Annotated in this window: 27 protein-coding genes and 3 pseudogenes; 12 read left to right on the forward strand and 18 right to left on the reverse strand. The window is 39.8% G+C overall.

Annotated features, from left to right (window positions below):
* The first annotated feature begins 76 nt into the window (after positions 1-76).
* The 5 genes from HMPREF2634_RS02565 to dnaJ all read left to right on the forward strand — a co-directional run bounded on the left by HMPREF2634_RS02565 (position 77) and on the right by dnaJ (position 6,310).
* Positions 77-772, forward strand: a complete 696-nt coding sequence (locus HMPREF2634_RS02565) for a histidine phosphatase family protein (RefSeq protein WP_003026208.1) — start codon at positions 77-79, stop codon at positions 770-772.
* Positions 773-1,038: 266 nt separating this feature from the next.
* Positions 1,039-2,073, forward strand: coding sequence for a heat-inducible transcriptional repressor HrcA (gene hrcA, locus HMPREF2634_RS02570; protein ID WP_021002039.1), 1,035 nt, complete (start codon positions 1,039-1,041; stop codon positions 2,071-2,073).
* Between the two features lie 60 nt (positions 2,074-2,133).
* Positions 2,134-2,652: a nucleotide exchange factor GrpE gene (gene grpE, locus HMPREF2634_RS02575; RefSeq protein ID WP_021002038.1), complete on the forward strand. Its 519-nt coding sequence runs from the start codon at positions 2,134-2,136 to the stop codon at positions 2,650-2,652.
* Positions 2,653-2,864: 212 nt separating this feature from the next.
* A complete protein-coding gene (dnaK, locus tag HMPREF2634_RS02580) occupies positions 2,865-4,697 on the forward strand; it encodes a molecular chaperone DnaK (protein WP_021002037.1) in 1,833 nt (610 codons plus the stop codon).
* A gap of 476 nt (positions 4,698-5,173) precedes the next feature.
* Positions 5,174-6,310: a molecular chaperone DnaJ gene (dnaJ, locus tag HMPREF2634_RS02585; RefSeq protein WP_021002036.1), complete on the forward strand. Its 1,137-nt coding sequence runs from the start codon at positions 5,174-5,176 to the stop codon at positions 6,308-6,310.
* Positions 6,311-6,388: 78 nt separating this feature from the next.
* Here dnaJ and HMPREF2634_RS02590 read toward each other — a convergent pair.
* Positions 6,389-6,804: pseudogene (locus tag HMPREF2634_RS02590) on the reverse strand (NUDIX hydrolase).
* Between the two features lie 123 nt (positions 6,805-6,927).
* On the opposite strand from HMPREF2634_RS02590, the gene truA reads away from it, so the two are divergent.
* From truA to HMPREF2634_RS02610, 4 genes are all read left to right on the forward strand, one after another.
* A complete protein-coding gene (gene truA / locus HMPREF2634_RS02595; protein ID WP_003026196.1) occupies positions 6,928-7,677 on the forward strand; it encodes a tRNA pseudouridine(38-40) synthase TruA in 750 nt (249 codons plus the stop codon).
* Entirely contained in the window at positions 7,667-8,440 is a 774-nt protein-coding gene (locus HMPREF2634_RS02600) for a bifunctional hydroxymethylpyrimidine kinase/phosphomethylpyrimidine kinase (protein WP_021002035.1), read from the forward strand. The genes truA and HMPREF2634_RS02600 overlap by 11 nt, the downstream gene beginning before the upstream one ends.
* Positions 8,418-8,885, forward strand: coding sequence for an ECF transporter S component (locus tag HMPREF2634_RS02605; protein ID WP_021002034.1), 468 nt, complete (start codon positions 8,418-8,420; stop codon positions 8,883-8,885). The genes HMPREF2634_RS02600 and HMPREF2634_RS02605 overlap by 23 nt, the downstream gene beginning before the upstream one ends.
* 97 nt (positions 8,886-8,982) lie before the next feature.
* Positions 8,983-9,546, forward strand: a complete 564-nt coding sequence (locus tag HMPREF2634_RS02610; RefSeq protein WP_021002033.1) for a TIGR01440 family protein — start codon at positions 8,983-8,985, stop codon at positions 9,544-9,546.
* Between the two features lie 222 nt (positions 9,547-9,768).
* Here HMPREF2634_RS02610 and HMPREF2634_RS02615 read toward each other — a convergent pair whose 3' ends face one another.
* Together HMPREF2634_RS02615 and HMPREF2634_RS02620 are read right to left on the reverse strand one after the other, a co-directional pair.
* The gene (locus tag HMPREF2634_RS02615; RefSeq protein ID WP_001291561.1) at positions 9,769-10,986 is read right to left on the reverse strand and encodes a tyrosine-type recombinase/integrase; all 1,218 of its coding nucleotides are present in this window, start codon (positions 10,984-10,986) and stop codon (positions 9,769-9,771) included.
* 81 nt (positions 10,987-11,067) lie between these two features.
* The gene (locus HMPREF2634_RS02620; protein WP_000814511.1) at positions 11,068-11,271 is read right to left on the reverse strand and encodes an excisionase; all 204 of its coding nucleotides are present in this window, start codon (positions 11,269-11,271) and stop codon (positions 11,068-11,070) included.
* On the opposite strand from HMPREF2634_RS02620, the gene HMPREF2634_RS10145 reads away from it, so the two are divergent.
* Positions 11,255-11,506, forward strand: a complete 252-nt coding sequence (locus HMPREF2634_RS10145; protein ID WP_001845478.1) for a hypothetical protein — start codon at positions 11,255-11,257, stop codon at positions 11,504-11,506. The two genes, HMPREF2634_RS02620 and HMPREF2634_RS10145, sit on opposite strands and share 17 nt — an antisense overlap.
* A gap of 33 nt (positions 11,507-11,539) precedes the next feature.
* Complete coding sequence (locus tag HMPREF2634_RS10150; protein WP_000301356.1) at positions 11,540-11,668, forward strand: hypothetical protein; 129 nt, start codon at positions 11,540-11,542, stop codon at positions 11,666-11,668.
* Positions 11,669-11,731: 63 nt separating this feature from the next.
* Here the strand turns inward: HMPREF2634_RS10150 and HMPREF2634_RS02625 are convergent, their stop codons facing one another.
* Together HMPREF2634_RS02625 and HMPREF2634_RS02630 are read right to left on the reverse strand one after the other, a co-directional pair.
* On the reverse strand, positions 11,732-11,962 hold the full coding sequence (locus tag HMPREF2634_RS02625; RefSeq protein ID WP_000857133.1) for a helix-turn-helix domain-containing protein: 231 nt from the start codon (positions 11,960-11,962) through the stop codon (positions 11,732-11,734).
* Complete coding sequence (locus HMPREF2634_RS02630; protein WP_000804885.1) at positions 11,959-12,381, reverse strand: sigma-70 family RNA polymerase sigma factor; 423 nt, start codon at positions 12,379-12,381, stop codon at positions 11,959-11,961. Before HMPREF2634_RS02630 ends, HMPREF2634_RS02625 begins: the two co-directional genes overlap by 4 nt.
* 504 nt (positions 12,382-12,885) lie before the next feature.
* Here HMPREF2634_RS02630 and HMPREF2634_RS02635 point away from each other — a divergent pair.
* Positions 12,886-13,239 carry a helix-turn-helix transcriptional regulator gene (locus HMPREF2634_RS02635; RefSeq protein ID WP_001227347.1) on the forward strand — a complete coding sequence of 118 codons (354 nt, stop codon included), beginning with the start codon at positions 12,886-12,888 and terminating at the stop codon, positions 13,237-13,239.
* A 59-nt stretch (positions 13,240-13,298) separates the two neighbouring features.
* Here HMPREF2634_RS02635 and HMPREF2634_RS09655 read toward each other — a convergent pair whose 3' ends face one another.
* From HMPREF2634_RS09655 to HMPREF2634_RS02685, 13 genes and pseudogenes are all read right to left on the reverse strand, one after another.
* Complete coding sequence (locus HMPREF2634_RS09655; protein WP_000336323.1) at positions 13,299-13,466, reverse strand: cysteine-rich KTR domain-containing protein; 168 nt, start codon at positions 13,464-13,466, stop codon at positions 13,299-13,301.
* A gap of 118 nt (positions 13,467-13,584) precedes the next feature.
* Entirely contained in the window at positions 13,585-15,504 is a 1,920-nt protein-coding gene (gene tet(M), locus HMPREF2634_RS02640) for a tetracycline resistance ribosomal protection protein Tet(M) (RefSeq protein WP_019418832.1), read from the reverse strand.
* Between the two features lie 15 nt (positions 15,505-15,519).
* Positions 15,520-15,567 (reverse strand): annotated as a pseudogene (locus HMPREF2634_RS10310) (hypothetical protein); the annotation flags it as partial.
* 313 nt (positions 15,568-15,880) lie between these two features.
* Positions 15,881-16,816 (reverse strand): conjugal transfer protein, encoded by a 936-nt coding sequence (locus HMPREF2634_RS02645; RefSeq protein ID WP_070836257.1) that lies wholly within the window; start codon positions 16,814-16,816, stop codon positions 15,881-15,883.
* On the reverse strand, positions 16,813-17,814 hold the full coding sequence (locus tag HMPREF2634_RS02650) for a bifunctional lytic transglycosylase/C40 family peptidase (protein ID WP_000769868.1): 1,002 nt from the start codon (positions 17,812-17,814) through the stop codon (positions 16,813-16,815). The genes HMPREF2634_RS02645 and HMPREF2634_RS02650 overlap by 4 nt, the downstream gene beginning before the upstream one ends.
* Complete coding sequence (locus HMPREF2634_RS02655; RefSeq protein ID WP_070836259.1) at positions 17,811-19,988, reverse strand: CD3337/EF1877 family mobilome membrane protein; 2,178 nt, start codon at positions 19,986-19,988, stop codon at positions 17,811-17,813. Before HMPREF2634_RS02655 ends, HMPREF2634_RS02650 begins: the two co-directional genes overlap by 4 nt.
* A 2-nt stretch (positions 19,989-19,990) precedes the next feature.
* Positions 19,991-22,438, reverse strand: a complete 2,448-nt coding sequence (locus tag HMPREF2634_RS02660) for a conjugal transfer ATPase TcpF (protein ID WP_000331160.1) — start codon at positions 22,436-22,438, stop codon at positions 19,991-19,993.
* Positions 22,422-22,814 carry a conjugal transfer protein gene (locus HMPREF2634_RS02665; protein WP_000723888.1) on the reverse strand — a complete coding sequence of 131 codons (393 nt, stop codon included), beginning with the start codon at positions 22,812-22,814 and terminating at the stop codon, positions 22,422-22,424. The genes HMPREF2634_RS02660 and HMPREF2634_RS02665 overlap by 17 nt, the downstream gene beginning before the upstream one ends.
* Before the next feature lie 88 nt (positions 22,815-22,902).
* On the reverse strand, positions 22,903-23,400 hold the full coding sequence (locus HMPREF2634_RS02670; RefSeq protein ID WP_000342539.1) for an antirestriction protein ArdA: 498 nt from the start codon (positions 23,398-23,400) through the stop codon (positions 22,903-22,905).
* A gap of 116 nt (positions 23,401-23,516) precedes the next feature.
* Positions 23,517-23,738 (reverse strand): hypothetical protein, encoded by a 222-nt coding sequence (locus HMPREF2634_RS02675; protein ID WP_001009056.1) that lies wholly within the window; start codon positions 23,736-23,738, stop codon positions 23,517-23,519.
* Between the two features lie 42 nt (positions 23,739-23,780).
* Entirely contained in the window at positions 23,781-24,986 is a 1,206-nt protein-coding gene (mobT, locus tag HMPREF2634_RS02680; protein WP_000398284.1) for a MobT family relaxase, read from the reverse strand.
* 22 nt (positions 24,987-25,008) lie between these two features.
* A pseudogene (locus HMPREF2634_RS09665) lies at positions 25,009-25,162 on the reverse strand (conjugal transfer protein).
* Positions 25,163-25,181: 19 nt separating this feature from the next.
* On the reverse strand, positions 25,182-26,558 hold the full coding sequence (locus tag HMPREF2634_RS02685) for an FtsK/SpoIIIE domain-containing protein (RefSeq protein WP_022525061.1): 1,377 nt from the start codon (positions 26,556-26,558) through the stop codon (positions 25,182-25,184).
* Positions 26,559-26,593: the final 35 nt, after the last annotated feature.

Consider the following 26,593-nt stretch of genomic DNA (forward strand, 5'->3'; position numbering starts at 1 on the left):
CCCGATTTTTCTTTCATCTCTCAAACGACTTTCTGCAAAAAATGATATAATATAGTAAGAAAAACGGAGGTAAAATATGGCAAAAACAAGATTATACATTGTTCGCCATGGGAAAACCATGTTTAATACCATCGGTCGGGCACAAGGGTGGTCTGATACGCCTTTGACCGCTGTGGGAGAACGTGGAATTCGTGAGCTAGGAATTGGACTTCGCGAGTCGGGGCTGCAATTTGCAAAAGCTTTTTCTAGCGATAGCGGGCGGACGATTCAAACCATGGGAATTATGCTAGAGGAACTCGGATTAACCGGACGCATTCCTTATCGCACAGACAAACGACTTCGCGAATGGTGTTTTGGTAGTTTCGATGGAGCTTACGACGGTGAGCTGTTTATGGGAGTGATGCCCCGTGTTTTCAATGTAGAGCATGTTCATCAATTGAGTTACCCTGAGCTGGCTGAAGGCCTGGTAGAAGTTGATACAGCTGGTTGGGCTGAGAGTTGGGAAAAATTGAGCAGCCGTATTTGGGAAGGATTTTCAGATATTGCCAAGGAAATCGAAGCTGCTGGTGGTGGCAATGCACTGATTGTTAGCCACGGTATGACCATTGGAACATTTGTGTACCTCATTGACCAAACAAGACCGCATGGTTTAGACAATGGTAGTGTGACCGTCATTGAATACGAGAATGGTCAATTTACAGTTGATTGCATTGGAGATATGTCTTATCGTGAAGTTGGCAAAAAATATTTGGATGACGGTGAGCAAGATTAGTTTTTAGTAGTGCAATTCGTGTGAATTTGCTACGGTTTTATTTAACATTGAGGAAAGCTTAAGATTTATAACATCTTCTATAAGATATTTTGTAGGTCTTCAGACTGATTTTTAGCACTCTTGTAAAAAGAGTGCTAATTTTTTGAGTTTTTGTCTTGACTTTAAAAATGAACCGTGTATAATAGAATCATAAGTTAGCACTCGGGTATGTATAGTGCTAAACAAAAAATCTCATATTCCAGTTCAAAGCTGAAAGGGGTGATGTCATGGTAACGGAACGTCAGAATGAGATTTTAAACTTGATCATTGACATCTTTACAAAGACCCATGAGCCAGTCGGCTCCAAATCCCTACAAGAATCAATCCAGTCTAGCAGCGCGACGATTCGTAATGATATGGCTGTTCTTGAAAAGCAGGGGCTTTTGGAAAAAGCGCACACATCAAGTGGACGCAAGCCAAGTGTGGCGGGTTTTCAATACTTTGTCAAACATTCCCTTTCCTTTGATCGTCTTGCTGAAAACGAACTCTACGAAGTAATCAAGGTATTTGACCGTGAATTCTTCAAATTAGAGGATGTTCTTCAACAGGCAGCAGACGTTCTTTCAACGCTAAGTGGATGTACGGTGGTAGCACTTGATGTAGAACCAAGTCAACAGCGCTTGACTGCTTTTGACATTGTGATTCTCAGCCAGCATACAGCTTTGGCGGTCTTCACCTTGGATGAATCCAATACGATTACCAGCCAGTTCATGATTCCCCGTAATTTCTTGCGAGGTGATTTGATTCAGCTGAAAGAATTGATTCAGGAACGTTTCTTAGGACAAACAGTTCTTGATATTCACTATAAGATTCGGACAGAGATTCCGCAGATTATTCAGCGTTATTTTACAACGACTGATAATGTTATGGATCTTTTTGAGCATATTTTTAGTGATATTTTCAAAGAAAATGTCATCGTATCTGGTAAGGTGAAGTTGCTGAATTTTTCAGATCTAAAGAGTTATCAATTCTTTGATCAACCGCAAAAAGTGGCTTTTGAAATTCGAGATAGTTTAGCTGAAGATCAAATGCAGACGGTGCGCGTGGCAGACAGCAGAGAAAGCAGTCTGGCGAATTTGACGCTCATCTCTAGCAAATTTCTCATTCCTTACCGGGGATTTGGCATGCTAGCGGTCGTTGGGCCAGTCAATTTAGATTATCAGCGAGTTGTCAGTCAACTCAATGTTGTCAATCGCGTTTTAACGATGAAGCTCACAGATTTTTATAGATATCTGAGTAGCAATCATTATGAAGTGCATTAAGGCGACAGAGCTGATAGCTATAGATAGAAAAATACTTAAAATACCATAAGGAGGTGCCTAGTGGCAGCAGAAAAACAGCAAGAAGAAGCAAAAAAAGAGGACGTTTCGGTAGAAGAAACAACAGAGGTAGCTCCTGAAAAGTCCGAATTGGACTTGGCGAATGAGCGCGCAGACGAATTTGAAAACAAATATCTTCGTGCAGCTGCTGAAATGCAAAATATTCAGCGCCGAGCAAATGAAGAACGTCAACAATTGCAGAAATATCGTAGCCAAGACTTAGGAAAAGCAATTCTTCCTTCGTTGGACAACTTAGAACGCGCCTTGGCAGTTGAAGGTCTGACTGATGATGTCCGAAAAGGGCTAGAAATGGTACAGGAAAGTTTGATTGCCGCCCTTAAAGATGAAGGAATTGAAGAAGTTCCAACAGACGGTGAGTTTGATCACAACTTCCATATGGCTATTCAGACGGTGCCGGCAGATGATGATTACCCAGCTGGAAGCATCGCACAAGTCTTCCAAAAGGGCTATAAACTCCATGAACGTCTCCTAAGACCAGCTATGGTAGTGGTAGCAGAATAAAAAGATCTCGTCCGAAACGACGGTAAACTATGAAGAAAGAAAATATATTTTCGCTCTACTAAACCGTGAGCGAAGTGAACAATTGGCGACACTCTTAACCGTGGTGCTCTCTGCGCAAACTTTAATAAAGAGATTGACATAGTCAAGCTCTGATGGCGCCGCCACTTAAGAAGAGTATCAAAAAAGAAATTCTAAATAAAGGGGAAAAAATAATGAGCAAAATTATTGGTATTGACTTAGGTACAACAAATTCAGCAGTTGCAGTTCTTGAAGGAACTGAAAGCAAAATTATCGCAAATCCAGAAGGTAACCGTACAACACCGTCAGTTGTGTCTTTCAAAAACGGTGAAATCATCGTTGGTGACGCAGCAAAACGTCAAGCAGTGACAAATCCTGATACGATTATCTCCATTAAATCAAAAATGGGAACTTCTGAAAAAGTTTCAGCAAATGGAAAAGAGTATACTCCACAAGAAATCTCAGCTATGATTCTTCAATATTTGAAAGGCTATGCTGAAGATTACCTTGGTGAAAAAGTAACTAAGGCAGTTATCACAGTTCCTGCTTACTTCAACGATGCGCAACGTCAAGCAACTAAAGATGCTGGTAAAATTGCTGGTCTTGAAGTAGAACGGATTGTCAACGAACCAACAGCAGCAGCCCTTGCTTATGGTTTGGACAAGACAGATAAAGAAGAAAAAATCCTTGTATTTGACCTTGGTGGTGGTACATTTGACGTGTCAATCCTTGAATTAGGCGACGGTGTATTTGATGTATTAGCAACTGCAGGGGACAACAAACTCGGTGGTGACGACTTTGACCAAAAGATTATTGACCATATGGTAGCTGAGTTCAAGAAAGAAAATGGTATTGACTTGTCAACTGACAAGATGGCTCTTCAACGTTTGAAAGATGCGGCTGAAAAAGCTAAGAAAGACCTTTCTGGTGTAACTTCTACTCAAATCAGCTTGCCATTCATCACTGCGGGAGAAGCTGGACCTCTCCACTTAGAAATGACCTTGACACGTGCGAAATTTGATGACTTGACTCGTGAGCTTGTGGATCGCACAAAAGAACCTGTTCGTCGTGCATTGTCTGACGCTGGTCTTAGCTTGTCAGAAATTGATGAAGTTATTCTTGTTGGTGGTTCAACACGTATCCCAGCCGTTGTGGAAGCAGTAAAAGCTGAAACTGGTAAAGAACCAAACAAATCTGTAAACCCTGACGAAGTGGTTGCTATGGGTGCTGCTATCCAAGGTGGTGTGATTACTGGTGATGTTAAAGACGTTGTCCTTTTGGACGTAACACCGTTGTCACTTGGTATCGAAACTATGGGTGGTGTATTTACAAAACTTATTGACCGCAACACAACTATCCCAACTTCTAAATCACAAGTCTTCTCAACAGCTGCAGATAACCAACCAGCTGTGGATATCCATGTTCTTCAAGGTGAACGCCCAATGGCAGCAGATAACAAGACACTTGGACGTTTCCAATTGACAGACATTCCTGCTGCACCTCGTGGTATCCCTCAAATTGAAGTAACATTTGATATTGACAAAAACGGTATCGTGTCTGTTAAGGCTAAAGACCTTGGTACGCAAAAAGAACAACATATCGTTATCCAATCGAACTCAGGTTTGACAGATGAAGAAATTGACCGCATGATGAAAGATGCAGAAGCAAACGCCGAAGCAGATAAAAAACGTAAAGAAGAAGTAGATCTTCGCAACGAAGTAGATCAAGCTATCTTTGCGACTGAAAAGACTATCAAAGAAACAGAAGGCAAAGGCTTTGATGCAGAACGTGACGCTGCTCAAGTTGCTCTTGATGAATTGAAAAAAGCCCAAGACAACAACAACTTGGATGACATGAAATCAAAACTTGAAACACTCAATGAAAAAGCGCAAGCTCTCGCTGTGAAACTTTACGAACAAGCAGCTGCAGCCCAACAAGCTCAAGCAGGAGCAGAAGGTGCAAGCCAAACAAATACAGGCGACAACAAAGGTGATGATGTCGTAGACGGTGAGTTTACTGAGAAATAAGACGCCGAAGCAAAATGGCTACTCTAAGTAGCTCATCTGCTAACGCTTGCCACTATAAGGCGGTCGAGCTAGGCGGCTTAGTAGCTCGAAAACAAAGAAAAAATCGTCTTTGTCTTCTCCCGTTGTAACGATGAGATAGGAGTACCTCAGGAAAATCCTAAAACCTCCTTTGTCACATCTTGGCAAGAACGATTGCGGATTATAATTTAATGCTTGCTCAATCTTACTTGTAGCCGATTTGTAACAGATAAATTCAGGGGTTGATAAACCAACCTCTGTTTTTGGATAATGGAATCTTAGAATTGAACCTGCCCTAAAAAAGTTCGTTCTGTTAAATTAAAACGAAAGGAAAGTGTTCGTAACTGAACACGGGCTACGGACTGTGCCAAAAAGATAGTTTTTCCTAGAAACTCTGGATTCTTCGTCAAAACTCCTATTTTGGCTGTGCCCGCTTAACGCCCTTTGTATCTTATATTATGAACAATACAGAATTTTACGACCGTTTAGGCGTTTCAAAAAACGCATCTCAGGATGAGATTAAGAAAGCCTATCGGAAATTATCAAAAAAATATCATCCAGATATCAATAAAGAACCGGGTGCTGAAGAGAAATACAAAGAAGTCCAAGAGGCTTATGAAACCTTGAGTGATGAGCAAAAACGGGCAGCCTATGACCAATATGGTGCTGCGGGTGCTAATGGAGGCTTCGGCGGTGGAGCTGGCGGTTTTGGTGGCTTTGACGGTTCTAGCTTTGGTGGCTTTGAAGATATTTTCTCTAGCTTCTTTGGTGGAGGTGGTGCAAGTCGCAATCCCAACGCACCTCGTCAAGGGGATGATCTGCAATATCGGGTCAACCTTAAGTTTGAAGAAGCGATTTTTGGTACAGATAAAGAAATTAAATACAATCGTGAGGCGACTTGCCATACTTGTCACGGTTCGGGTGCGAAACCAGGAACTAGTCCAATAACTTGTAGCCGTTGTCACGGATCTGGTGTCATCAATGTGGACACACAAACTCCACTTGGCATGATGCGCCGTCAAGTCACTTGTGATGTCTGCCATGGGCGCGGACAAGAAATCAAAGATCCTTGTCAAACCTGTCATGGAACAGGGCATGAAAAACAAGCTCATAGCGTTCATGTAAAAATCCCTGCAGGTGTTGAAACTGGTCAACAAGTTCGCTTGTCTGGTCAAGGGGAGGCCGGTTTCAACGGTGGACCGTACGGAGATCTATATGTCGTCGTTCAGGTGGAATCAAGTGACAAGTTTGAACGGGATGGATCAACCATTTATTATAAGCTCAATCTCAATTTCGTTCAAGCAGCTTTAGGTGACAGCGTGGAAATACCAACCGTTCACGGTGATGTGGAATTAACCATTCCAGAAGGAACACAAACTGGCAAACGCTTCCGCCTGCGTGGAAAGGGAGCACCGAGCCTTCGTGGCGGCAGTATGGGAGACCAGTATGTCACAGTCAATGTTGTAACACCGACAGGACTTAATGACAAACAAAAAGCAGCGTTGAAAGAGTTCGCTGCTGCTGGAAATATAACCGTTACTCCTAAAAAGAAAGGCTTCTTTGATAAAATGAAAGATGCCTTTGAAGGAGAATAAAATAAATGGGGATCAGTTTTTCTGTTCTCCATTTTTTGTAATGATATGCTGTATTCCCATATCTAATCCTTTTAAAATTTATGGAATGAAGGTTGGAAATACCCTGTGGTTTTCTAATTCTTGAATAGGAATCCAGTGAACTGTTTCGTCCTCTATTTGACTTTGGAATTGTTTTCCTTTTGGTTTCATAAGATAGTATAGGCAAATTTCATGGCAATCTAACCCTCTGAAGACACCGTTTGAATTTGAAAAGAAATTTTCGTGAAAGCAGACCAAGCGGTCAATTTCATATTGCTGTCCAGTTTCTTCTATAAAACCTCTCGAAGAACAGCTTCTTCGGTTGTTTCGCCAAATTGAACAGCTCCACCAACGGAGTAATGATAGTCTTCGGAAGGACTGCTCATGAAGCAAATAGCTCCCTCTTCAATAATGATAGCGGCTGCTCGATAGCGAAAGCGTTGATGCCCGTTTGTGTAACTAATATCTTCTGCCATTTAGCTCCTCTTTAGCTAATTAAGTGTATAGTCTTTTGTCAGTCTTGTCAAGTCCAATCTGTACCCAGACAGTTTTGTTTTTACAGTCTTGCGAGGGGCTTTTTTTCTTGTTACAATAAACACATGACACGATATAAAGCGATTATTTCTTATGACGGTCATGATTTTGCTGGTTTTCAGCGGCAACCTCATGCTCGCAGCGTCCAAGAAGAGATTGAAAAGACTTTAACTAAAATCAATAGAGGAAAGCCTGTCATCGTTCATGGAGCTGGACGCACAGACAGCGGTGTTCATGCGCTTGGGCAGGTTATTCATTTTGATTTGCCGCAAAAAAGAGACGAAGAAAAGCTGCGTTTTGCACTCGATACGCAAACACCGGAAGACATTGATTTTATCAGCGTAGAAGAAGTAAATGAGGATTTTCATTCTAGATATTGGAAACATAGTAAGATCTATGAATTTATAGTAGATGTTGGACGCCCTAAAAATCCTATGATGCGCCATTATGCAACGCATTTTCCTTATCCTTTGGACATTTCTTTAATAAAAAATGCTATTGCAAAGCTCGAAGGAACTCACGATTTTACGGGTTTCACAGCTTCAGGGACTAGTGTGGAAAATAAAGTTCGGACGATTACAGAAGCACGCTTAGACTTTGATGAGAAACGTAATTTTCTGATTTTTACTTTTTCTGGCAATGGATTTTTATATAAGCAAATTCGCAATATGGTCGGAACGTTGCTGAAGATCGGCAACGGTCGAATGCCAGTTGAGCAGATTGATAGAATTTTAACAGAGAAAAATCGTCATTTGGCTGGACCAACAGCAGCACCAAACGGACTTTATCTAAAGGAGATACGATATGAAGAATAACTTTATTTTAGCTATATCAGGGAATGATATTTTTAGTGGAGGCGGACTGCATGCTGATTTAGCAACCTACACGGTCAACCAACTGCATGGTTTTGTGGCGGTGACTTGCTTGACCGCTATGACAGAGCAAGGTTTTGAGGTTATTCCTGTAGACACGACCGTCTTTGCTCAGCAGCTCAATTCTCTCAAGGATGTACCTTTCTCAGCCATTAAATTGGGGCTTCTGCCCAATGTAGAAGTGGCAGATTTGGCTTTAGATTTTGTGAAAGCTCATGCAGAGGCTCCTGTTGTGTTAGACCCTGTCTTAGTTTGCAAGGAAACCCATGATGTCGAGGTCTCAGCACTTCGAGATGAGCTCATCAAGTTTTTTCCTTATACAAACATTATCACGCCTAATTTACCAGAAGCTGAACTCTTGGATCAAAAAGAGTTGCGAACATTGGAGGATGTCAAAGAAGCGGCTAGACATCTCTATTCTTTGGGGGCTAAATCCGTTGTTATCAAAGGAGGAAATCGCTTAGATACTCAAAAAGCAATTGATGTTTACTATGACGGAGAACAATTTAAAATTTTGGAATCGCCTGTTTTAGACAAAAATAATACCGGAGCGGGTTGCACCTTTGCTTCCAGCATTGCCAGTCAGCTATTACTAGGAAAATCAACTTTTGAAGCTGTTCAAATTTCAAAAAAATTTGTTTATCAAGCTATCCAACATTCAGATCAATATGGAGTTGTTCAATATGAAAAAAAATCAGACATATAAACTTGTTCTTTTGTCCATGATTGCTGCATTGACAGTTGTTTTGGGTTATTATTTAAAAATTCCAACACCAACAGGAATTTTAACTTTTCTTGACGCAGGAATTTTCTTTACCGCCTTTTATTTTGGCAGAAAAGAAGGAGCAATTGTTGGCGGTTTAGCCGGATTTCTTATTGATTTGATTTCGGGTTATCCACAGTGGATGTTTTTTAGCTTGTTCTTCCATGGATTGCAAGGCTATTTTGCTGGTTTTAAAGGGAAAAGCCGCTATCTTGGTTTAGTATTGGCGACGCTTGTTATGGTAGGAGGCTATGCTTTTGCTTCCGCAATCATGCACGGTTGGGGAGCAGCTTTTCCAGAAATATTTCCTAACTTTTGCCAAAATACCTTGGGAATGGTCGTCGGGGCAATCTTAAATAAACTGTTAGTAGATGTTTTGAAAAAATAAAGTGAATAAAGGGCGCTGTGCCCTTTTTACTTTTAAGAATTTCAGTTTGTAAAAACAATAAAAATCATTTATAATACAATTAAAACGAGGTGAGATCATGGATTTACAAGAATTGAAAAAACAAACACAAATCATTTTAACAGATGTTTTAGAAAAATCAGCTCTTTCTTCCGGTGATATTTTTGTACTGGGCTTGTCTTCCAGTGAGGTGATTGGAGGACATATTGGAAAAAATTCCAGCCAAGAAGTGGGAGAAGTTATTGTAAAAACTATGCTGGAGTTGTTATCCGAGCGTGGTCTTTACTTAGCTGTTCAAGGCTGCGAACATGTTAATCGAGCCTTGGTTGTGGAGAAAGAATTGGCGCAAAAACGAAACCTAGAAATTGTCAACGTCCTACCGACTCTGCATGCCGGTGGAAGCGGTCAATTGGCTGCATTTAAATATATGAATAATCCAGTTGAAGTGGAATTTATTACGGCTCAAGCAGGGATGGATATCGGAGATACAGCAATTGGTATGCATATTAAGCACGTCCAAATTCCAGTACGACCAATTTTACGAGAACTAGGAGAAGCGCATGTGACTGCGCTTGCCAGTCGTCCGAAGCTAATTGGTGGAGCGCGAGCTGCTTACCAAAAAGATAAAATTCGGAAAGCATAAAGAGCAAAATCAGCAAATGGACGGAAAAATCGTTAAATTTTTCATTAGAAACAAAGTATAAATTTCTAATTATCTTTTTATATTTTCTTAAATGCTCGTAAAGCCTTATTCTATGTGCTTTCGAGTATTTTTACTGTAGGAAGATACTTCACGTTTCTTTGCATATTTCCTCATGTCTTAGCTGTCAGAAGTGGTAAATAAGTAGTAAATTCATTTGTACTACTAAGCAACAAGACGCTCCTGTTGCTTCTCTTTATTCAAGCGTTTCATTTCTGCCATTGCAGAATCGAATGTTGCATGTGCGTAATAGTTCAGCGTCATGGCTATATTAGCATGTCCCATAATGTACTGTAATGCCTTTGGATTCATTCCTGCATTTGCATAGTTGGTACAGAATGTATGTCGCAAACTATGTGGAGTGATGTGTGGCAATTTATCCTCGTTATACTTATTGTATTTCTTAACAAGACCTTTCATCATGCCGTTGTAATCACTTGCCACTTTTGGATAGTTCTTTCTATTAAGAAAGAGGAAATCACTATATCCATCAATCTCAACACGCTTATCATTCTTTCGATTCGCTAACACTCGCTTAAATGCTTGATAGGCTTCTTCAACCATAGGAACTTGACGTTCGCCACTTTTGGTCTTTGGTGTTTCAATGTAGTACCCAATTTCAGTATCTCTCAATAGCTGATGGTCTATATTGACAAGACGATTCTCAAAATCTAAATCTGGAAGTGTCAAACCACCAAACTCTGAAATACGAAGACCTGTTTTTAAGAGTATCAGAATTTCATCATAATTTTTGCTGTAGGTTTTATCAGCTTTTGCAAAGGCTAACAGTTTTTCTTCCTGTTCTTCTGTTAGTACGGTCTTAGGGACAGTATCATCATCAAGAACTGCTTTCAGTTGAAAGTCAAATGGATTCTTCCGAACACAATCATCTTGTATAGCAATATAGAATGAAGCCTTTAAAGAACGTTTGTAGTTATTGATGGTTTGATAAGCATAACCATTTTCACTCATTCTAATAGCCCATTCTTTAGCGTCTGATGGCTTAATACTGTCAATACTTCTTACACCTAACTTGTCTTTCTTCAAAATATCCATAAGATATTTGCGTCCAGTTTCAGTGTTTTTTCTAACCTTTGGTCTTTGAGCGTTCTGTTTTGCGTAAAGCTGGCAGAGTGTCATTTTCTTTCCTACAACATCAATACCATCATGAATGTCTTTCTGTAACTCTGCGATTTTCTCTCTAAGTGAGATACAATCACGCTTTCCTGCTGGTACTCGGTCTGTAGCCACAAGTTTCCACGAGTAAACAAATTGCGGTTCTCCAAATGAATCTATATATTTGTATAAGTATCTTCCGTCTTTTCGTTGGCTCTCTCCAGTCTTTAAGATTCGACCTTTATTGTCACGTCTTTTTTCTGACATGGCATTTGCTCCTTTCCTTTATGGAAAGAGCCTTGATACGACTTAATACTATTTTATCATATACAAGACCCTTTGGCGACGCTAGATTGCGTCCAATGTATCTATAATTTTTTCAAATTGTTTTCGTTTAATCTGAATACGATTGCCATTCATAATCAGCCAATTTGCATTTTTATTTTCCTCTGCCAAGCGTCGTAGCTTGTTTTCGCCAATACGAAAATATTTTGACGCTTCTTCAATGGTTAGGGTATAACGTTCCCAAATAGGAATGTCAGTCTGCTTCATAAAATCCTCCTTTCCAAATCACTTATTTGGATTTCATAAAAGTTGTTTTACCAGCAATCGAACAGCTTTAGCAAAGCTCACGGGAGTTCCACCCCTGCATGGTTCTCATGTAGCCATACTCATTGCCTGCGACGGTTTTATCACGCTCGGACTATTGACTGTATGGGAGTATCATTATCACGATAAGAATGTCGTTGCAGGCAATCCTGCTAAAGATTGCTTCTCGGATCACTAACATGAATCGCTCGCTATCTTTATAAGATAGGTCATGGCGGTTAGTTCCGTTGGCTCTTTTCTTATCGAAACGTATTCGATTACTTTTATTCAGTTTTCAAAGAACAATGGCTCGTTAGCCTATCAAAACACATTGAAAGCTCAATATGCTTTGGTGGAATAACAAACCTCCCTGTTCGGGAAGCGTGGAATGGTTTAGCACGCTTCCACGAAAGGAGAGAGGATATTACTTAATTTCAAATGACAAAATCTTTGTAATCAGTCTGGTTTCCATTCTTCCACGTAAGACTTCATCAACGACCATACTTTGATTGCCATATTCATCTTTCATAAGTCGTAGGGAACGCTTCGTTATGTACCCTCTGTAATGATGTAGAATCTGGTTAATCGCTTCGGTATCGCCATCTGTTGCCTTTACAATGAGAGGAAAGGGAATCATAGGATATTGTGTTTTCATTCTTCAAATTCCTCCATAAACTTTTTAATTAAGGCTAGTCCACTGGTTCTATGCCGATAGACAGTAGAACGGTTCAATTTCAACAGGTCTGCAATTTCTGAATCGCTCATGTCCATAAAGTAAAACAGCAGTAGAATTTCACGTTTCTTGTCTGGCAACTCACGTAATGCTTCACTCAACAAATCATTTTCAACGCCTACTGATAACCCATTGAGTGTAAAAATCTGAAAGTCAGTTGAATAGTTATCTGTTGTCGCAAACTGGCTAACAAGATAATCGCCAACATCCGAAAAGGACACCTCACGCTTTGCAATCCTTGAAAGATAAAGCATATAATTCTTTCGCTCGTCTTCCATAGCACGTTTACAGATATAGTCAAACTGATTTTCTATTGTGGTCTGAAAAGAAGATGGTTTCATGTTTCTCACCCCCTTTCTGTCTAGGAAAGGAAGTGAGCCTTGCTCGTTTATCTCCTTTCACTCTTAGTCCCAATGTGAAAGGGGGATTTGTTGCATTACTGATAAATAAACTTTGTAAAAAAGTTCTGAATAGCCAAAAAAGCATATAAACAGATTTATTTCTCTGTTTACATGCTTCTGTTATTCTATCTATATGATTTATAAAACCACATTGGTGGACGTACTTATCTATTGCAGATAGACGACTTTTTTTGACAAGAACCCAATGTAAGGAAATTTATTGTATATGATGTACTTCATGGCGACGTTGACCTCCAACAAACCGCCATTTGGAAGTAATATACAATATTTTAACAGCGTAAATAGCACTACCATATAACGGTTTTTTTTATTGGCGTTTAGTAGTGCTTTTTATTAAATATAAACCTATAAACCATATAACACGTTTTTCTATACCTGTTTTTAATTCAGTAGGGACAATAAAATGTATAGAGGTGGTCTACTATGCGTAAAAAAGAAGATAAATATGATTTTAGAGCCTTTGGTTTAGCCATTAAAGAAGCTCGATTGAAACGAGGTTTAACTCGTGAACAAGTGGGAGCATTGATTGAAATTGACCCACGGTACTTAACTAATATTGAAAATAAAGGGCAACACCCCAGCATACAAGTTCTTTATGACCTTGTATCGTTACTTCATGTTTCCGTTGATGAATTTTTCTTACCTGCTAATAACTTGGTAAAAAGCACCCGACGATTACAGATAGAGAAATACATGGATAGCTTTACAGACAAAGAACTATCCTTAATGGAATCTTTAGCCAGCGGTATCAACGAAGCAAGAAACATCGAAGACTAATTAAAAGAATCCATACATAACGGAAAGAGCCGATAAAATGAGATTGTATTAATCTCATTTTATCGGCTCTGCGTCTTTGCGTCTGGCTCTGTAATCACAGTTACTTTGAACTGCTTTATTTCAATTAAATTTTCTTGTCTGCATTTCGGACAATAGAGGGGGAATTTTTTTAATTCAGTATCTTCCCTTATCTTTAATCGTGTTTTATTTCCACATACAGGACACAATATCCACTTGTAGTTTATAATAACTATCTCCTCCTTTACACTTTAATTCAAATCTTTATTAAAAAATATTTCATCTTATTTAACAAGAAACCATATTTATATAACAACATAAAATACACTAAGTTATTTTATTGAACATATATCGTACTTTATCTATCCGACTATTTGGACGACGGGGCTGGCAAACAGGTTCACCGGTAGTAACATGGTACCCTTTTAACTCTGTTAAACAAACACTACGTCCATTTGTAAAGAAAGTTAAATCACTACGATATTCTTGAATACACCGAGCAGGGATTTCTCCACTAAGAATGACCTCATTATTTTTCAATTGAGTGTCTACGATGTTCGCACAATATTTAGGAGCATCGTTGTATGCTCGTGAAAGATATTCCTGTGGCGCATAAATTTTAAAACTAAGATATGGCTCTAACAATTCTGTTCCAGCTTTTTTTAAGACTTGTTCCAATACAATAGGAGCAAGCATCCGAAAATCTGCTGGGGTACTAACAGGGCTATAGTATAAGCCATACTTAAAACAGATTTTACAGTCCGTCACATTCCAACCATACAATCCTTGTTCACAGCCATAGCGTATCCCCTCCATAACTGCATTTTGAAACGATTGATTTAAGTATCCAAGAGAAACCGAGCTCTCATACTGTACTCCGCTCCCTAATGGAAGCTGTGCTACAGATAGACCAATGGAAGCCCAGAAAGGATTCGGTGGAACTTCGATGTGAATGGTATACTCTGCTTTTTTTAACGGTCTTTCCATATAAATGACTGTAGGCTCTTTTATTTCTATCTCCACATGATACTTTTCTTGCAGCAGAGCACAAGTCACTTCCATTTGTACTTTCCCTAAGAAAGAAAGTATGATTTCATGTGTCGCAGAATCCACATAATATCGCAGAAGCGGGTCACTGTCGGAGATTTCTAAAAGTGCATCAAGTAACATTTCCCTTTGTTGAGGTTTGCTCGGTTCAACAGTCGTTTGCAGCAGAGGGAGGGGATTTTCAATTCTCTCTCTCTGTGGCAATAGCTTTGTATCTCCAAGAACACTATTTAACTTCAAAAACTCATTCTGCAAAATAACAATTTCCCCGGAATAAGCCTTATCGATTTTACATAATTCACCATTTATTGAAGTATACATTTCTGTAATTTTTATTTTTTCCTTTTCCGATATTCTAACCGAATCTCGCAAATGCAGTACGCCACTATAAAGACGTATATATGCAAGACGCTGTCTTTTTTCCGAATACTCAATTTTGAAAACTTTTCCGCAAAGTTCAGACTGACCTCGATGTGTTGATGAATAAAATTTATTCGTAATCACTTCTATAAGGTTATCAATCCCTATATTGTTTTTTGCACTTCCGTGATAAACAGGGAACAGGGAACAATTATGAAATCTTATGCTTTCCTCTTGTTCGAGTTCTAATGCTTCCAATAATTTCCCAGACGTATATTTCTCCAAAAGGTAATCATTTCCTTCTATTACCATATCCCATTGTTCAGATTCGGTAAAGTTCATTACACGCATATTAGGATGCAGTTCTACCTTCTGTTTGATTACAATTTCCGCAGAAAGTTTCTCTTTAATATCCTGATAAACCGTTGATAAATCAATTCCATTTTGGTCAATCTTATTGATAAAAAAGATTGTGGGAATACCTATTTTCCTAAGTGCATGAAACAATATACGAGTTTGTGCTTGTACGCCATCTTTTGCAGAAATCAGTAGAATTGCCCCATCTAATACTGATAATGAACGATATACTTCTGCTAAAAAATCCATATGTCCTGGCGTGTCTATGATGTTTATCTTAGTATTTTTCCACTGAAAAGAGGTTATCGCCGTCTGAATTGTAATTCCTCTCTGACGTTCTAAAAGCGTATTATCCGTTTTCGTTGTACCTCTGTCCACGCTTCCTAATTCTGTAATCGCTCCACTGTTATATAATAAGCTTTCTGTTAAGGTAGTTTTTCCCGCATCAACATGAGCTAAAACTCCAATATTAATAATTTTCATGTGATTTTCCTCCATTCAAAAGCCCAAAAGGGCATAAAAATCCCAGTGATAAATACTCTTATCACTGGGATTTTTATGCATAACCATAGGCATACAAAGCATACAGATATTCTCCGGATACTTTAGAATCACATGATAAAGGTATTCTTAAACTGGGTACAAAAAACTAAGCCCTCCTAAAAAAGGACATCCAATTATTTGTTCCCACTATCAAATTGACAGTTTATTTAAGAATACCTTGCCGCATATTTATTAACTCCTTTTAAATAGATACTTAAATAATAGCACGTAAGAGCATATTTGTAAAGGAATCTCCAATTTTTTATCAAAGAGAGTACGTGATTACAAAATAGCTGTAATAATGTACCAATATTTGTTATTCTATAATCTTCCAATTACTCCCGTTCTTTTCAAGTACCAAATCAAATTGAGATACCTGCGTTGCTTTGGTCTGCTGGTCGATATACTCCACTGTCAGCGATACCGTGACTTGATTATCCTTACGATTGTGAATAGGATTTACCAGTTCTTGAAAGATGTACTCTTTTCCGATTGGTTTTAATATCCCGTCATTCACATAGTAGGAAAGTTCACTGGCTGTCGCTGTAGGATAGAGCTTGAAGAACGTCGTTAAAAACTCATTGATTTCATTGGTTGTAATGGAATCAACCGTCCCCTCACTTTCAATGGCTTTTGATTTATAACTTGATTTCTTAGGTATGTTGGTAATGGTCGGATTCTTAACCAGTACCATATTTCCAGAACCATCTACATAGACACTCACTATATAAGCAGAGTGGACGGTCTTTGTATTTTCTCCCTCTGTAATGAGCTGGTCTACACTGTAGGTTACATTAAACTCATTGTCGCCAGTTGGCTCTACCGTCCATATCTGAAATCCTCTTACAGAAGACGATACAGGAATATCTTTGCGTACTGTATCAACATTGAGAGCTTGAAGTTCATCTGTCAGATAGCCTTTTAGACTTTCCATTCGATTATCAATGGACTTATCGGATTGCTCCCATGAATAGTAGACTTTCGCAAAGTTCTCTACAAAATTTTCTACATGATGAGTATCAACGTATTCCTTTTCTATGATAGTTGTTTCGTGAATAGTATGAGTATCTATAGCTGTAAAGTGCTTGAATATCGCAAAGCTGAAACTAAGCCCTAAAAGTACCCACAAGGCAATCACAACCTTTTTATGAGGATTGACCTTATAGTAGACACGAGGTTTCTTTTCCTTTGGTATCTGTTTTTCTTTATTCTGATTTTTTCTAAATTTCATCATTAAATCTTCCTTTCTCATTGTTTGATTCGTCCTGCTCCCACTAAATGCTGTTGCCAGTAGGGGCTTGTTAAGTCGGCATAACCGATTGGGTCGCCTGCATGAAACATACGGTTATTGCCAAGGTATATCCCAACATGAGTAATATAAGAGCCAGCGTTATAGGTAGAATGAAAGAAAACCAAATCGCCAGCTTGTGCTTCCGATAGTGGGATATGCTGGGTCACATCATATTGCTGTTGTGCGGTTCGTGGTAAGTTAATTCCAGCTTTTCCATACGTCCATTGTGTCAGTCCGCTACAATCAAAAGAAGTAGTCGGGGAAGCTCCACCGTAAACGTATCGCCAGCCCTCATATTTCAGTGCTTCGTCCATGATGGCTTGTACCGTATCATCATCAAACTCTGTTGTGACAAGATACTGCGTTACCAGTTGCACATAAAACATATTGCCATAGTTGTATCGCCAGCCCCCATTGATAGGTATGGCTATGGGATTGGGGTAAGACACTTTTTCGCCACCTGAATACTCTTTTGAGAAACTTTGAGCCAGTTCAAAGGTATATTTATTTCCACGATTAGCCACATACCCTAAGAAACCACCACCATAATTGTAGGACTGGATAACCGATTCTAAATCTACACTGAGCCTTTCGCTACTGGCTAATAATTCACTGAAATACTTCACACCTTGCTTAATGGATTCTTCTGTACTCAATGAATTAGGTGGAAGACCGAGGGATTCCGAGGACTGCATAACATCTTCCGCAGTACCGCCCGATTCCACCTGTATAATCGCAAGAAGTATGTTGACATATTCTTCAACGCCATATTCTTTGGCATATTTTTCTACCATAGGCTTATGAGCCAGCACTTCTGCGGAAACATTCACACCTCCATAATGAATATTGGAAATTCCGCTGTCCTGTTCATCTGAAAATAAAATGGCAACAAACAGAAGCAGTGAGAAGACCATCAAGAATAATCCAGAACCACCAATCACTAAAGTTTTCAACTTCATGGTTTCTTACCGACTTTCTTAATGGTGGCGGTTTTGATTGGTGGTCTACTTCTTGTATTTTGTAGTGGTACTCTTTGAACAGTAGACGGACGTTCTTTTGTGATTGGACGTTGTGAAGTTCTATCTGCTGTAGTGGTTGAAGTTGCTGGCTTTTGAACGGTTTTTTCTTGAACGGTATTGCCTTGGCGTTCCACTTTTGGACTTGAAAAATCGGACTTAACTGCTGGACGCTCTTGTTTGGCTTGTTGAGATTCCTTATATGAAGTCTGAATATTAGACTGTTTTGAGGTCTGTTCATCATGATATTGTTCTTGTCTTGTAGTCGGTCTTTCATGAACAGAAGAAGCAGGCTGTTTTTTCTGTTTGACCTGTTCCATTTCAGAGCGACGCTTCGCAATGGTTTTTCGCCTTTGTTCCTGCTGTTCCTTGCGTCCACTGGCTCTGTCCGCTTTGGTTTGAGAAATACTACTGGTTAAATCACGGACATTCTCTTTTACTTTGGATTTTCCTTGATATACTGCATATCTTGCATTGGTCGGCAAATCTTTAACCTGTTCTTTCAAACCACTAGCAGTGTCTACCATTCTGTCTTTGGTATCAGCTACTGTACCGATGGTTTGACCGATACGTTTTCCAAGTGTTGATTTTTCCTTTCCGTCTGGTCGGGAGTGATCTGCTTGTGTCCTTGCAGAACTCCCCGAACCCGACTGTCCTTTTTTACCTGTAACAATGGCAGACCCAGCCCCTAGAGTAGTCATGGAACGTCCAAGTTTCCGCTGTAGACGGTGCATGTGAGCGTGCATAAGCATACGAGGTTTTCTCATCACACGACTTCCCACACTTTGAGAATCGTTACTCTGTAGAGAAAACATACTCATTAAATCGCCCAGCTTGAAGTAGATTCCTGCAAAGGTCACAATCTGTAGAAAAGCAATCAAAAAGAACGGATAACCAGCCGATAAGGTATAGAGCATGGTTGAAATACTAAATGCTGTCGTAATAATCAATGTGATTCCAGCTCGTGTCAAAATGGTATTAAAGAGCTTTGTTATGGCTCCTTTTGACATACCATCAAATGATGGAATCATGCTTAAAATAAAGCTCACAGGCAGAAACATAGCATAGATGATAAAAAGTACCTGCGAGAAAATCATGATTCCTGTTAATAGGAATACAAATATGGAAATCCCAATATTGAAGACAAATAGGAAGAAGACTGTACCTAAACGGTTAATGGTCTTTGTAATGGTTAGATTGGTATTGCTTCTGTCTTCAATTTCTTCCGCAACAATTTTTTCTCTGTCTTCGCCATTGTTGGAATCTGGGCTGGTGGTGAGCAGGCTTTCCACACGGTCAATACCGATACTTTCAATGTCTGAACTGTTGTATTGAAGCAGTAGCCACGGTTGCTGAACCTGTATGGAAAACAGGCTATCTCTGATTAAGTCCACGCTGTCCTTGCCTTGACTATCGGAATGGGGCATGACAATCTTCGTGCCAAGTGATAAACTGGCATTACTGATGTCTGATGAAAAGTCATTGATTTTTTTAATGTAGTCGGGAGCGTAGGCAATAAAGGAAGCCGATAGGATAAACACCAGCACAAAATTCATAATGGCATGAATTGCCTTTGTGGTTTCTCTCTTTATCAGTCCCGTATAGGCAACATAAACCCCAAGAACCAAAATCAAGAGTAAGAGGAATCCAACATAGAAACCCTCTGTTGAAAATCCGTTTGCACTCACACCAGCTAAGGTCTGCATATTCTTACCAATGGAATCTGCTGTAGCGGAAATGAAGTCTAAGGAATAGGCTTCCTGTACTAAGTAACCTGTCGCATTGGAAACATACAAACTGATTGTCCAAATAAAATTGGTAATGGCATATAGTCCATACATGACCTGTTTTCCAATCCCGTCCGACCAGTTCCACGGAAGCCAGCCCCAGCTATTATCCACATAAAAATCCAGTTGATAGTTTTCAAGTGGGTATCGGCTGTATTCATTTGCCACATTGACCGTATCATCTACCAAGCCCGCAGCTTGAACCACCGTTCCCAGCATGGCTAAAAGAAAAATGGCAATCACAAGTGTGAAAGCCACTGTCATTGCCACTTTACCTAGACGTTTCAGCGTCCAGTTTGATTTTATTCTGTTTACTATTGATGGTTTCACATTTACACCTCTTTTCGCACAGGTGGTCTGGTATCAAAGGCATGGAGCAGTTCTTCAAATACAGGGTGGAACTGTATCACACCGACACGACCATATAAATCACTGATAAGGCATTGCCCGTTTTCCAAATCACGCAATCGCTTCTGATTGTTTTCGTCCTCTGGGTCTACACCAAAAAAGGCTAAGGTCTTTTTAATCTCGTTAAGGTCAGTGGAACGAAATGCAAATTTTAAGCCGAGGTTATTTTTCAGTTTTTCATCTAAGAGGTCGTCTGTATTTTGGGTCACGAAATATACCCCAGCGTTCATAGCACGACCAGCCCGAACCAGCTTCATAGATAGTGTTTTTCCTTGTGCTACCTGTAAAAAGCTCCATGCTTCGTCTAAATCTACAATCTTGAAAATGCTTCGGTCTGTATGGATAAAGTCTAAAGCAAAGGTACTAATGACAATCAGCATAGCAACGGATAAAAGCTCCATAGTGGTATATTCCTCAAAGGAAGTTTCCTTGTCGGGAAGTACCAAGTCCGCAACCTGTATAATGTTCAGTTGTTTTTCTAAGCTGATAGACTGCTCCACATAACCATTACTGAATAATAAATGTGCAAAGTCATAGTCTGTAAAACTTTCGATATGGTCGGCTATACTGGTACTTAGTGGCGTATTCTCAACCCGTAATTCCTCAATCACTTTCATCAACCCTCGTACTTCACTATTGGTTACTGCACGAATGGCTTTTCTAAGGATTGGGAAGCGTTCCCCATCACGAGAGGAAATCCCCGTAAGGAATGTCAGAATATCAATAGCCAGTGATTCAGAATCTTTGGGATTTTTCATAATCACATAAGGGTCAAGTAAGCCTTTGTTTTTCTCATCAGAAGTCAGAGTGACGATATTGATTTCATGGGAAATCTCTGGCAAGGTTTCTTTCCATCTGCCACGTTCTGCTTTTGGGTCTACAATCACTGCTTGTGCCCCATAAAGCACCGCATAATAGACGATAAGGTTATTCGCAAAGGATTTACCACCACCCAGCGAACCAACAAAAGCCGACGCTAACGCATTGGTTACTGAACCCTTAACCCCTTGACTGGCAAGAGCAGGTTTCAGATAGACATTGCGTCCAGTATCTAAGCTGTAGCCAACATAAATCCCCTCATTTTCCCCCAGCATTTGAGTAGCACCAAAACCTAAACCAGCGAGGAAATCAGAGGTCACGTATTGAATATAATCATTCATATAACGCTTGCTGGCAGGTAAAAATTCTTCATGTAAGCCGAGCATATCCCCAAATGGTCGTACCAGTTTTACGCTTAAATCGTCATAAAAATCTTTCACTTCATTACAACGACGTTTGAGTTCGTCAAGATCATTTGCTGATACCCTTACCACATAAGACAGCTTGTACATAGATTCCTTGCTTTGGTCTAAATTGGTTTCCAGCTCATTCACACTTTCCAGAGCTTCCGCCACATTGGAGCTGGTTTCATTATCACTTTGCCAAGCGTGGTTATCCAAGTCTTTCAGTTCTTTCTTTTTATTGCGGACAGTAGATAGGGCTTTACGATTCGCTACAATTTCCACATTCATTGACGTATCAATCGGGAATGTAAATTGCTGTTGCTGGTAGTAGAAGATTTCAGAGGACGGGAAGTCCAGTTCTCCGACAATGCTGTTAATGGTAAAGTAAGCTACATAGACGGTTTCATCTTCCTGCTGGATTTTCAAATATCGCTGTTTTTCTTCCACCAAACAGCGAGTAGGCTTAATCAAGTCATAGTATTTAATCAGCGTTTCATTATCCAGCTTTTTCTTTGATAGATGGTACTCATACTCTTCATAGGCAGTGCCTGTCTGTCCGTAAAGGTGTTCAATCAGATAGCCGAAGTCGTCCTTATCTAACCTGCGGATTTTGAAACGACGAGAGATTTTATTTTCTAAGAGCTTTTCCATCTTCTGAAAACGCAGGATTTCATCATTACTCATACTAACAAAATCGCCCATCAGCTTATGGTTCACATCATAGACAAAATCAGACAAAGCATTTTTTGCTTCAACGGTAAGACTTTTCATAGAAAACTCCTGATCGTTGAGAAGCAACTTAAAGCCGATAAAGAAACGGTAGTTCACTTGATTTTCGCCAATCATGGATATTAAAGCGTCTGTCTGTTGGTCGATTTTGTCATAGGCAACCGCTTTGAGCTTGCCAGTGACTTCATTTTTGGAACGCTCTTGTGCAGAACGTATGCTGGATTCTGTACTGATTTGTAAAGCATGAATTTTGCCATCACGATTTTGTGCGATAAGCTGTCTGAAAGAATCATGCACTTGTATTTTCTGTTCTGGACTTAGAAATGAGTAATTGTAAGGAACAAGCTCATAGTAAGCATAACATTCCCCGTCTTTATTCCAGACGAGATTGTTTTCAATGTATTTAATTGGATATGCCATAAAATTCACTCCTAACTGCTGTAATGGCTTCTTGTGGCTGGTTTCTGCCAAGCGTTACTTTTTTTCCTGCATAGGTCAGCTTTGGTCGCAGTGCATAAGCAATGACAGACTTCAAAAATCCATAAGGCTTTTTACCATCAAAAGTTTTTGTAGACATAAACCATGTGAAAGCCACAGGAATCCCAAAGTATTTGAGAAATGCTCCCTCTATCATGGAAAGAGGGGGCAAGTTGCCAAGTATCATCACTGCAAAGAGTGACACGACAAACCATGTCATTTGCGTAAAGGTTATGGGAAACGGAAGTCTAAAATCATTGATAGAATACAGTACCTTTTCCACAGACCAGATACTGGTATAGCTTCGTATTTTCTTCATGTAATCAATCCTTTCATAAAAAATAGGGGTAGCTGATTGAGCCACCCCGTAAAATAGAAAATCTGCCAGTAGTAATGTACCGACAGATTTAATAGACGATTTCAAAAATCCCATGATTGGTTGAGATAAACGTTCCTGAAAGGTCTAAATCCCGACCATAGGCTTGATAATCAATATAGTTTTGAAGACTAGCTGGTACTTCGCCTAAAGCACCCGTTTCTTCAATGTAGTAGCGTGCCACGTCATACATATCATCACAATCGGAATGAATGATAATATCCTCTTGATGTTCGCTTAGTTCTTCAATGCTTGAAAAATGAGTGAGCAGAGCAGATAGCTCCGATTGTAATTCTTCGGGTAATTCCGATACCATTTCCCATAGTCGATTGAGTTCGCCAATGGAAGTGTATTCGTCAACCGTAAAGGGTAACTCGTAGTCATGAATGGCGTATTCCTCATATTCATCATTCAAGCCGATTTTCTCTTTGACTTCCTCAAAGTCAATGGGAAAGGTAAACCACGCACCGACCAATTCGCCCTCATTGTATTTGCCTAAATTCGCAATATAGACTTGCATATCGTCCATATATTCACGTCCTTTCTTTGTAGAGATTCAAAAATCCCTACCGCACTTCGTTTGGTGTACCATTCCTTTGCGGAACATAAGAAAACCACTTATATTCCACAAAAGAACGGTTTTATTTAAGCACCAATAATGCGATTGAATAGCTCTAGTAAAATGTCTTTTACTCCAGCAGCGTTGAAGACTAAGCCAACCGCAATAATCGCAATAATTAAAAAGCCAATCAGTTTGCTAAACTCACGCTTGAAGCCAAGATACAAGCCAATCACAACGATTGCTAAAAGCACCAGTGATTGAGCGTTTGATAGAAACCAGTTATAAAGGTTTTGTCCAAAATTCATAAAAATGTTCTCCTCTCTATATTCAATGAATTTGTATTTGAGTTATTTTTTTGTTGTTATCACGTCCTGTTCTTTTACTGACTGTTGCTTCAAAATCTGCTTGTGTCGGTCTGTCAGTTTCGCATGGTCGAGAATGTCTTTTACAACCTGCGTCTGGTTGATTTCATCAAGTTTAATCGCAACCTTTAAGGTCGGGGCAACTTGATGAGATAGCCAGTTCAGCGTCCTTTGGAAGGAGTAAGGCTCTGGTTTTGTGGTTAGTTTTAATCGTTCACGATTGTTCCCAATAAACCAAGCCCATTCTTCATTCAGTTTCCAATCAGAACGAGGTTTGGAATCGTCTTTATCTACAAAACGGATATACCGATTGATAATTTTAAAGGCGGTATGCTCTGGATTGTCATAGACGAGTAAATCACGGACTGCATAATAGGCACGCTCATTTTTCAATCGAATCTCAAAACGGTTTTTTACTTCTGCGTCTTCAATGGGAATATCATTTTTCTTGTACTGCTCGTAGTCCTTTTCATAGATACAGAAATAAACTTCACTTTGTAATGAACCGATATAGAGGGTGTTTCCCATACATTCCTTTTCCTCTTTGCGTACCAGTTCGCCACTGCGATAGCTTTTAAAACTGCGGAAGACGGAGATACATTCTTCCTGTTGGCACTTTTCAGTGAGTACAGGGATATTCAAAATCCCTGTCTTATCGTTAATGGCAAGGTCAAGGCGTTTCATCACACCGCCAGCCACCAAAACGTCCATAAAGAACTCATACCAGCTTCTTTGTTGTGCCAGAAGATAGCTTTCAAATTGTCTGCACCCACGACCTTTCAATTCCACCAGAACTCCTTTGTCCAGTTCATGGGAGCAAAGGACGAATATGTCGCCTAAAGCATAATGCTCTGAATAAGAATAGAAACCATAGTCCTCATGAAGAAAATAGGACAGTTTCAGTTGTAAGATGTTTTCGACCACCTGCTGTACGTCTGTTGTCGGAAAGCGAATCCTTACATAATCAAACAGCATTTCAAGGGGAGCGTCGGGATTGAAGCGTTCCAGAGCTTCCCAAAGGGACTGCTGTAAATCCTCTGATGGCTTGACTTTTCCTGTTTCAATATCGCTTAGATACTGCCTTGTAATACCAGTCGCAACAGCTAAACGGTTTTGAGATAGTCCATAAGCCAAGCGTTTTTCTTTTAAATGCTGTAACCAAGTTTGTTCATTCAGTAAAAATCCCTCCAATCAAAAAGGCGTATGTCAACTTTTAAAGCCCATTTGACATACGCTGAAATTTTGTAAATCCCTTGTAACCAAAGGATTTTCTAATGTTTTTTTGACTGTTTCCTGTCGATTTGTACCCCCCTGTTAGATACGGGGGGTTGAATGGTTGGCGTGGCTGCCGCCACACCAACCGGCAAACCGTCCGCACGGCAAGGCTTACGCTTCGCACGCCTTTTGTGCGTCCTGCCTGCCGTCTGTGAGTTTCCGTATCTCCTCTAAAAAATCATGTCCTTTGGGAACAAGGGGCGTATAAAATTCAGATATGACGCTTGTTCCCACATCAACATAGCCATGCCCTTTGATTTGTTTTGAGAAGAAATCCTTTTGCACATCACTTCCAAACATCATGCCGTATCCCATTTCAGACATACGACCTAAAGCTACTCTGAAATGAAACTGGTCACGGATTCCGTCGCCAAGGTATTTTGCGTCCGGTCTTTGACAGGCTAATATTAGGAAAAATCCTGCCTGACGACCTAACATGACAATCTGCTTTAATTTATTTAAGACGGCAGTATTCTCCTTTGTTCCCAGCATTTCCATAAAAGCGACATATTCATCAAAAATCAGGAAATGAGCCGGAAGCCCCAAGTAGGAATAATTTTCGCCTGTTTTATAGTTTTCCATTTCTTTCATGGCGAGGCTTCGCTTCACCATTTCTTCATAGAATCTGTCAATGCAGGAAAGGATATCTTCCTTTTGAAAATACACCTCTTTCATAACAGAGCCTAAGTCGGCAAGATCGGCATTTTTCGGGTCAAGGATATACAGCTTTGCATTTGTACGGAGCAGGGCTTCAATCAGTGTCAGGATAAAATAGGTTTTACCGCCGCCTGTACCACCGGCAATTAACATATGAGGGAGCTTGTCATATTCCCACCATATATTTTTCATAAGGCGTAGCTTTCCGCTTTTTGCCTGTACCTCGTCAATGGAAATACGATTGGCAATCATGTCATAAAGCAGGGTATATTCCACATAGGAATCTTTCAGCTCCTTTTCGGTCAGCTCACAATATAAGCCGCTCTCCAGCTTTTTCTCCAAATGCAGGAGCTGTTCCTGATACTTGCCCAGCGTAATTTCTACACGTATCTGAATCAGACCGTTTTTCATGCGGTAATAGACTTTCGGGAAGTAGCTTATCTTTTCTCTTGTCCGGCTGGAAGAATCTTTAAAAATCCCCTCTGATTTTACCTGCTTTGCTTCATACCATTTGTTTTCCAGTATCATTCTGGCTAATTTCTGACGATGATAGAGCTGTTTTATCCAGTCATAGCGATAGCGTTTAATCACCAAAACAAGCAGCAGGCAGATAACACCGGAGCTAATACAGCTTATGGAAAGATAGGGAACATTGATTTCACCTGCTTTTGGTAAATGAAAATCCTGCCAGTTTATCTCTGAGATTGTCTTTGCATGAAACAGGGCAACAACAAGAATAAAAACCGGCAGGAATATTGATACGGCTGTATGAAAGACCAAATCCTTATCGCTTGGTCGAATCCGTTTACCGGAAAGAAGCCACTGTTTCATGTGCCTGTTTCTCCTTTCGATTTGCGTTCTTTACC

It is taken from the genome of Streptococcus sp. HMSC034B03, from assembly GCF_001838575.1.
Taxonomy (GTDB): domain Bacteria; phylum Bacillota; class Bacilli; order Lactobacillales; family Streptococcaceae; genus Streptococcus; species Streptococcus anginosus.

What these genes read in the sequence shown, in the direction of transcription:
- HMPREF2634_RS02685 (WP_022525061.1), bottom strand. Translation starts at nt 26,558, where the DNA reads ATGAAACAGTGGCTTCTTTCCGGTAAACGGATTCGACCAAGCGATAAG.
- HMPREF2634_RS02620 (WP_000814511.1), bottom strand. Translation starts at nt 11,271, where the DNA reads ATGAAGCAGACTGACATTCCTATTTGGGAACGTTATACCCTAACCATT.
- dnaJ (WP_021002036.1), top strand. Translation starts at nt 5,174, where the DNA reads ATGAACAATACAGAATTTTACGACCGTTTAGGCGTTTCAAAAAACGCA.
- dnaK (WP_021002037.1), top strand. Translation starts at nt 2,865, where the DNA reads ATGAGCAAAATTATTGGTATTGACTTAGGTACAACAAATTCAGCAGTT.
- HMPREF2634_RS02665 (WP_000723888.1), bottom strand. Translation starts at nt 22,814, where the DNA reads ATGAAGAAAATACGAAGCTATACCAGTATCTGGTCTGTGGAAAAGGTA.
- HMPREF2634_RS02650 (WP_000769868.1), bottom strand. Translation starts at nt 17,814, where the DNA reads ATGAAGTTGAAAACTTTAGTGATTGGTGGTTCTGGATTATTCTTGATG.
- HMPREF2634_RS02670 (WP_000342539.1), bottom strand. Translation starts at nt 23,400, where the DNA reads ATGGACGATATGCAAGTCTATATTGCGAATTTAGGCAAATACAATGAG.
- truA (WP_003026196.1), top strand. Translation starts at nt 6,928, where the DNA reads ATGACACGATATAAAGCGATTATTTCTTATGACGGTCATGATTTTGCT.
- HMPREF2634_RS02635 (WP_001227347.1), top strand. Translation starts at nt 12,886, where the DNA reads ATGCGTAAAAAAGAAGATAAATATGATTTTAGAGCCTTTGGTTTAGCC.
- HMPREF2634_RS10145 (WP_001845478.1), top strand. Translation starts at nt 11,255, where the DNA reads ATGTCAGTCTGCTTCATAAAATCCTCCTTTCCAAATCACTTATTTGGA.
- HMPREF2634_RS02625 (WP_000857133.1), bottom strand. Translation starts at nt 11,962, where the DNA reads ATGAAAACACAATATCCTATGATTCCCTTTCCTCTCATTGTAAAGGCA.
- HMPREF2634_RS02610 (WP_021002033.1), top strand. Translation starts at nt 8,983, where the DNA reads ATGGATTTACAAGAATTGAAAAAACAAACACAAATCATTTTAACAGAT.
- HMPREF2634_RS02600 (WP_021002035.1), top strand. Translation starts at nt 7,667, where the DNA reads ATGAAGAATAACTTTATTTTAGCTATATCAGGGAATGATATTTTTAGT.
- HMPREF2634_RS02630 (WP_000804885.1), bottom strand. Translation starts at nt 12,381, where the DNA reads ATGAAACCATCTTCTTTTCAGACCACAATAGAAAATCAGTTTGACTAT.
- HMPREF2634_RS02675 (WP_001009056.1), bottom strand. Translation starts at nt 23,738, where the DNA reads ATGAATTTTGGACAAAACCTTTATAACTGGTTTCTATCAAACGCTCAA.
- HMPREF2634_RS02645 (WP_070836257.1), bottom strand. Translation starts at nt 16,816, where the DNA reads ATGAGAAAGGAAGATTTAATGATGAAATTTAGAAAAAATCAGAATAAA.
- HMPREF2634_RS02605 (WP_021002034.1), top strand. Translation starts at nt 8,418, where the DNA reads ATGAAAAAAAATCAGACATATAAACTTGTTCTTTTGTCCATGATTGCT.
- HMPREF2634_RS02565 (WP_003026208.1), top strand. Translation starts at nt 77, where the DNA reads ATGGCAAAAACAAGATTATACATTGTTCGCCATGGGAAAACCATGTTT.
- HMPREF2634_RS02615 (WP_001291561.1), bottom strand. Translation starts at nt 10,986, where the DNA reads ATGTCAGAAAAAAGACGTGACAATAAAGGTCGAATCTTAAAGACTGGA.
- hrcA (WP_021002039.1), top strand. Translation starts at nt 1,039, where the DNA reads ATGGTAACGGAACGTCAGAATGAGATTTTAAACTTGATCATTGACATC.
- HMPREF2634_RS02660 (WP_000331160.1), bottom strand. Translation starts at nt 22,438, where the DNA reads ATGGCATATCCAATTAAATACATTGAAAACAATCTCGTCTGGAATAAA.
- HMPREF2634_RS10150 (WP_000301356.1), top strand. Translation starts at nt 11,540, where the DNA reads ATGGCGGTTAGTTCCGTTGGCTCTTTTCTTATCGAAACGTATTCGATT.